Here is a 5,016-nt window from a genome sequence, read left to right as displayed (position 1 = left end):
ACCCACCACCAGCTCACCACCACCCCCCCTCCCCCCCCTGACCAACCGTGTGCGTTGATCTGCGCGCTGGGTGGGTGGGGGGGCTTCCGGGGCCGCGGCTTGGTTATCTGGTGCTTCGCTCATAGATAAATTATGAAAAGGGGTGAGAGGAAAGGGGCGGGGTAAAAATCAATGCTTCCAGCGGCGGTGGTCAATGATGCGGATGGTGACGGCCAGCGTCAGGACAGTCATGGTCAGGTAAAACACGAAGGGGCGCGTATCAATCAACCCGGCGGAAAAACGGTCCAGATGTTCCGAGCAGGACATATAGTGGAACATTCCCGCTGCAGGGAATTCCCCCCATACCACGGGAATCAGCCCCATGAAGAAAATCAGCATCAGCAGCCCGATCGTGATAATGCCGGAAATGATCTGGCTCCCCGTCAGGGAGGAGGCGAAAATGCCGATGGCCGTGAACCAGGCGCCGATCAGCAGCAGGATGGCGTATGCCCCCGCCCAGTCCGCCAGGCGGTAGGGAATGACCATGCCGGCGTCATACCCGTACATCCACTGCACGAGCAGGTTGGACCAGTCCGCCAGCAGGGGGTACAGCAGCATGGGCAGCCACAGGATGATATAAAAGGCGTACGCGGAAAAATATTTGCCCAGGACTACCTGCCATGTCTTGATGGGCGTGGTCAGCAGGGATTCCAGCGTGCCCGTCTTCTCCTCCTCCGCCAGGGAACGCATGGTAAGCAGCGGGAAAATGAACAGGAAATAAAACCAGAACATGGGGGAATGCAGGATGAAGAACAGGATGCCTTCCTTCTGCGGGGCCAGCTGGAACGCCTTCAGCGTGCCGGACAGGGAAACGCTCTGCAAAGCCATGACGAAGGCCAGGATGACCCATCCGTACGGGGTCATCAGGTAGCTTCTGAGTTCTTTTCTGAAAATGGTGAGTACCGGAGACATGGGGAGAAAAGGAAAAATGCGGGGTGGCGGGTTTAGTCGGAATGGAGAGGTTAATCTTTACGGGTCATTTCCACGAACACCTCTTCCAGGGTGGGGGTGTGGCGGTAAATATGGCGCAGGGGGCAGCCCTGTTCCGCAAGGAGGCGCGCAGCTTTTTCACGGGTATCCGTTCCGGCTTCCGCGCGTACGGTCAGCGTATGCCAGCCGTCGGCGTCCGTGCCTTCATGGATAACCTTCTTCACGTGTTCCATGCCTTCCAGCTTTTCCGTGATCAGCGCCAGGTCCCCGCGGAACTCCAGCGTAATCTTGCCGGCGGCGCGGAGGTTGGCCGTCAGGTTGGATGGCGTGTCCGCCGCCTTGATCGTTCCCTGGTCAATAATGATGACCTTGTTGCAGATCATCTCCACTTCGCTCAGAATGTGGGTGGAAAGAATAATGGTGTGATTGGCTGCCAGACCTTTGATCAATTCCCGTATCTGGCGGATCTGGTTGGGGTCCAGGCCATTGGTGGGCTCGTCCAGAATCAGCAGGTCAGGTTCTCCCAGCAGGGCGTCCGCCAGGCCCACGCGCTGCCGGTAGCCTTTGGAAAGGGTGCGGATCATCTTGCGGCGCACGGGATCCAGGCCGCACTGCTCCACAACCTTGGAGACGGCAGGCCATATCTGCTTGGAAGAGATGCCTTTAAGCCTGGCGCGGAACTTCAGGTACTCCGTCACGCGCTGGTCGTCGTAAAGGGGGACGTGTTCCGGCAGGTAGCCCAGGTGCTTGCGCGCCTCCAGGGGATTTTTAACGATGTCGAACCCCGCAATGGTGGCGGTCCCGGAGGTGGGGGGCAGGTAGCCGGTCAGCATGCGTAAAGTCGTGGTCTTGCCTGCGCCGTTCGGCCCCAGGAACCCTACGATTTCCCCCTTTTCAATCTGAAAGGAGGCATTCTTTACCGCTTGAAAGCGGCCAAACTCTTTGGAAAGCTGGTCGGCGTGGATCATGGAATCAATGGGAACAGGGTGATTCTAATCCAAACCGCTCCCGTCTCAAGCTTATTCTCCCCTGTGCTGTGAAGGCGTTGCCTCCGCTTGAAAGGCGGGATGCGCCGGAAGGGAACGGGAAGGGTTCCGGTGAGGGTTGGCGGCGCTGCCGGAGAAGGAACTCACTCCTTCAAATCTTCCTCCAGCCGCAGGACGATGTCCCGCACGCGCACGTCTTCCTCCATGCGGGAGGCGACCAGCTTATTGGCGTGAATGACGGTGCCGTGGTCCCGGCCTCCGAAGGCGTTGCCGATGTCCTTCAAGGAGCATTCCGTCAGGCGCCGGCTTAGGTACATGGCAATCTGGCGGGGAAAGGCGATGCTGTTGGGACGGCGCTTGCCGGTCAGGTCGCTCACCTTGAGCTCATAAAAATCCGCCACGCGCTTCTGGATGGAATCCACGGTCAGGATGCGGCTGTTCTCCTCCCGGAGGATGTCGCGCAGAAGCTGCTCGATCTTGGCGATATCCGGCATGTCCCCGGACAGGGAAGTAAAGGTGGCTACGCGGAGCAGGGCCCCTTCCAGCCGGCGCACGCTCTTCTGGATGCGGCTGGCCAGGAACTCGAGGATTTCGTCGGACACGTTCATGCCGGCCCGGTCGCGCTTGCTGCGCAGGATTTCCAGGCGGGCTTCGTCGTCCGGAAGATTCAACTCCACCGTAAGGCCGGACTCCAGGCGGGCCGCCAGGCGGGAATCCAGATTGGAAATATCGCATGCGGCGGCGTCCGCGCAAATCACGATCGTCTTATGGGCGTGGAACAGTTCGTCAAACGTATGCAGGAACTCTTCCACCGTCTTCTCCTTGCCGGAAATAAACTGCACGTCGTCCACCAGCAGGACGTCCGCCTTGCGGTACTTGCGGCGCAATTTGGCGAAACTCTGCCCGTTCTGGGTGCGGGAGGCGTCAATGAACTCATTGGCGAACTGTTCGCCCGTGACGTACACCACATTGGCGGAGGAATCCTGGTGGAGCACCTCATGGCCGATGGCCTGGAGCAGGTGCGTTTTCCCCACGCCGGATTTTCCGTACAGGAAAAGGGGATTGAACAGAGCCCGTTCCGACTGGGCGATGGACAGGCCGGCCTTGTACGCAAAACGGCTGTCCTCATAAACCACGAACGAATCGAAGGTATACAGGTCATTCAGGCAGGCCCTGGTTCCCGGAGTGCGCTGTTTTTTTGCCGGGGCGGCCGGGGAATCCCCGGACTGCGGCGCTTTAGACCGGGAGGAAGCCTTGTGCGGCTGGCCTTCCGCAGCCGGCATGGACGCAACCTCGTCCGCGCAAATGAACTTCACCTGGCGTTCCGTGCCCAGAGCCAGCATGGCGGCCTGTTTCAGCTCCGGCGTATAGCTGTTCTCCACCCAGAGGGCGGCCATGGGGTCGTCGCACACCAGCGTCAGCGTCTTTCCGGAATCCTCCAGCAGGGAAAACTTGGGGAACCACAATCCGTAGACCTCCGGGGACATAATTGTTTGCAGGGCTCCCGTGATCCTGGACCAGGTGGCTGACAATTCGGATGGTGGCGTCATTGTAATGGAAATAAAAATGTTACTGGTTAGAAATGGGCCGGACGGCCTTCCGTCTCGCTACGAGGCCGCCTGAGGATGGAACCGGGTTTGGTTCATCCGCAGCCGTGACAGCTCATGGCGTCCATCGGGATGGAGAAGGCGAACTCATCCGCTTTCAGCTCGACACCCCGGTCGACGGAAGCGCCAAAGTACTGGTTTGCGTCGGAGGAAAAAATATCTTTTTGAAGCAGCATGAGTCATCGTTCCCCTGCGCTACGTTCCACGGGGGTTCCACATCAAAAAATATTTTAGTCTTGCTTCCCCCGATAATTTAGTCCTCCTGATTATATCTTGTGAGTATCTATATAAAATGTTTGTTATCAATATGTTATTTTGCATCTATGATCCTGTGTGACGAAAAGGAAACAATTACACCGCGGGAAATCAAGCACTTACAGGAACTGACCCGGAGCGGTGCCGGAAGAGCTCCCGGAGGAGGCGGTTCGCATGGTTGACAAGGGGCGGGAGGAACCCTAACTTGGCTGCATCATGAAACAGATGGAACAATCCGGAGAAACGTGCCATTCCCTCTGCCGGGGCAAATTTTTGGAACTCTTGAAAGAGGGAAGGTGGGAATACGTGCGCCGGGTGAATGCCAATGGCGCCGTCATGATGGTGGCCGTGACGAAGGAAAGGGAACTCCTGCTGGTGGAAGAGTACCGGGTTCCCCTTCACGCATGGACCATCGGGTTGCCTGCCGGCATCTCCGGAGATGAAGGGGAGGAAAGCACGCTGCAATCCGCCCGGCGCGAACTGGAAGAAGAAGCCGGATACCGGGCGGATGCCTGGACCTGCCTCTTTACAGGTCCTTCCTCCCCCGGACTGACCACGGAAATGGTATCCTTCTATCTGGCGGAAGGGCTGCATCAGGTATCGGAAGGCGGCGGAGTGGACCAGGAAAACATCACCGTCCACCGCATTCCCCTTCCGTTGGTGCATGGCTGGCTGATGGACCAGATAGGGCAGGGAAAAGTGGTGGACCCGAAAATCTTCATGGGCCTCTATTTCCTGTCCCGCTCTGTAAATGGCGCCGGACCGGGGGAATAAGGATGCCCTGCGCCGTAGGCGTCCGGACGCAGGAAACAGCCGGGAACGGCAACTCCTTGGAATGAATGGGTGGAAAGAACAATTCATCATCAGTGATTTTTCTGGATAGGGAAACGGGCTGTCGTGATAAAATGCTCCTGCCCCATAAAAAAATCTGGACATTCTTTCCAATCCGGGCTAAATATCTCTCCGCCTTACGGCATCAACCACTTAACGGCAGGGTAGCTCAGTGGTAGAGCAGAGGACTCATAAGCCTTTGGTCGGGTGTTCAAATCACCTCCCTGCTACCATTTTCCTTTCGCGGGCAGCTTTCTTCTCCAAGACGAGATAAGCTGCCCGCAATTTTTTTTTGTAAATCAGTGAATTGAAGGGGTCAACGCCAAAATCGGTGGGAAGAGGTATTTGAGGTAGTTTTTCATCAGTTG

The 5,016-nt window shown here is 57.5% G+C and carries 5 protein-coding genes and 1 tRNA gene; 2 read left to right on the top strand and 4 right to left on the bottom strand.

What is annotated here, in order from left to right:
* Positions 1-168 precede the first annotated feature (168 nt).
* The 4 genes from LIO64_RS02305 to LIO64_RS02290 all read right to left on the bottom strand — a co-directional run bounded on the left by LIO64_RS02305 (position 169) and on the right by LIO64_RS02290 (position 3,738).
* Complete coding sequence (locus LIO64_RS02305; protein ID WP_290547838.1) at positions 169-951, bottom strand: ABC transporter permease subunit; 783 nt, start codon at positions 949-951, stop codon at positions 169-171.
* Between the two features lie 50 nt (positions 952-1,001).
* Complete coding sequence (locus tag LIO64_RS02300; RefSeq protein ID WP_290547837.1) at positions 1,002-1,937, bottom strand: ABC transporter ATP-binding protein; 936 nt, start codon at positions 1,935-1,937, stop codon at positions 1,002-1,004.
* A gap of 161 nt (positions 1,938-2,098) precedes the next feature.
* Positions 2,099-3,505, bottom strand: a complete 1,407-nt coding sequence (gene dnaA, locus LIO64_RS02295; RefSeq protein WP_290547836.1) for a chromosomal replication initiator protein DnaA — start codon at positions 3,503-3,505, stop codon at positions 2,099-2,101.
* 92 nt (positions 3,506-3,597) lie between these two features.
* Positions 3,598-3,738, bottom strand: a complete 141-nt coding sequence (locus LIO64_RS02290; protein WP_290547835.1) for a hypothetical protein — start codon at positions 3,736-3,738, stop codon at positions 3,598-3,600.
* A gap of 295 nt (positions 3,739-4,033) precedes the next feature.
* Here LIO64_RS02290 and LIO64_RS02285 point away from each other — a divergent pair, with 295 nt between their 5' ends.
* Complete coding sequence (locus LIO64_RS02285; RefSeq protein WP_290547834.1) at positions 4,034-4,591, top strand: NUDIX hydrolase; 558 nt, start codon at positions 4,034-4,036, stop codon at positions 4,589-4,591.
* A 215-nt stretch (positions 4,592-4,806) separates the two neighbouring features.
* Positions 4,807-4,881, top strand: a tRNA-Met gene (locus LIO64_RS02280).
* The last annotated feature ends 135 nt before the right edge of the window (positions 4,882-5,016 follow it).

This window comes from Akkermansia sp. (genome assembly GCF_020860705.1).
Classification (GTDB): domain Bacteria; phylum Verrucomicrobiota; class Verrucomicrobiia; order Verrucomicrobiales; family Akkermansiaceae; genus Akkermansia.
This window is presented reverse-complemented; position numbering and strand designations above follow the sequence as displayed.

What these genes read in the sequence shown, in the direction of transcription:
- LIO64_RS02285 (WP_290547834.1), top strand. Translation starts at nt 4,034, where the DNA reads ATGAAACAGATGGAACAATCCGGAGAAACGTGCCATTCCCTCTGCCGG.
- LIO64_RS02305 (WP_290547838.1), bottom strand. Translation starts at nt 951, where the DNA reads ATGTCTCCGGTACTCACCATTTTCAGAAAAGAACTCAGAAGCTACCTG.
- LIO64_RS02290 (WP_290547835.1), bottom strand. Translation starts at nt 3,738, where the DNA reads ATGCTGCTTCAAAAAGATATTTTTTCCTCCGACGCAAACCAGTACTTT.
- LIO64_RS02300 (WP_290547837.1), bottom strand. Translation starts at nt 1,937, where the DNA reads ATGATCCACGCCGACCAGCTTTCCAAAGAGTTTGGCCGCTTTCAAGCG.
- dnaA (WP_290547836.1), bottom strand. Translation starts at nt 3,505, where the DNA reads ATGACGCCACCATCCGAATTGTCAGCCACCTGGTCCAGGATCACGGGA.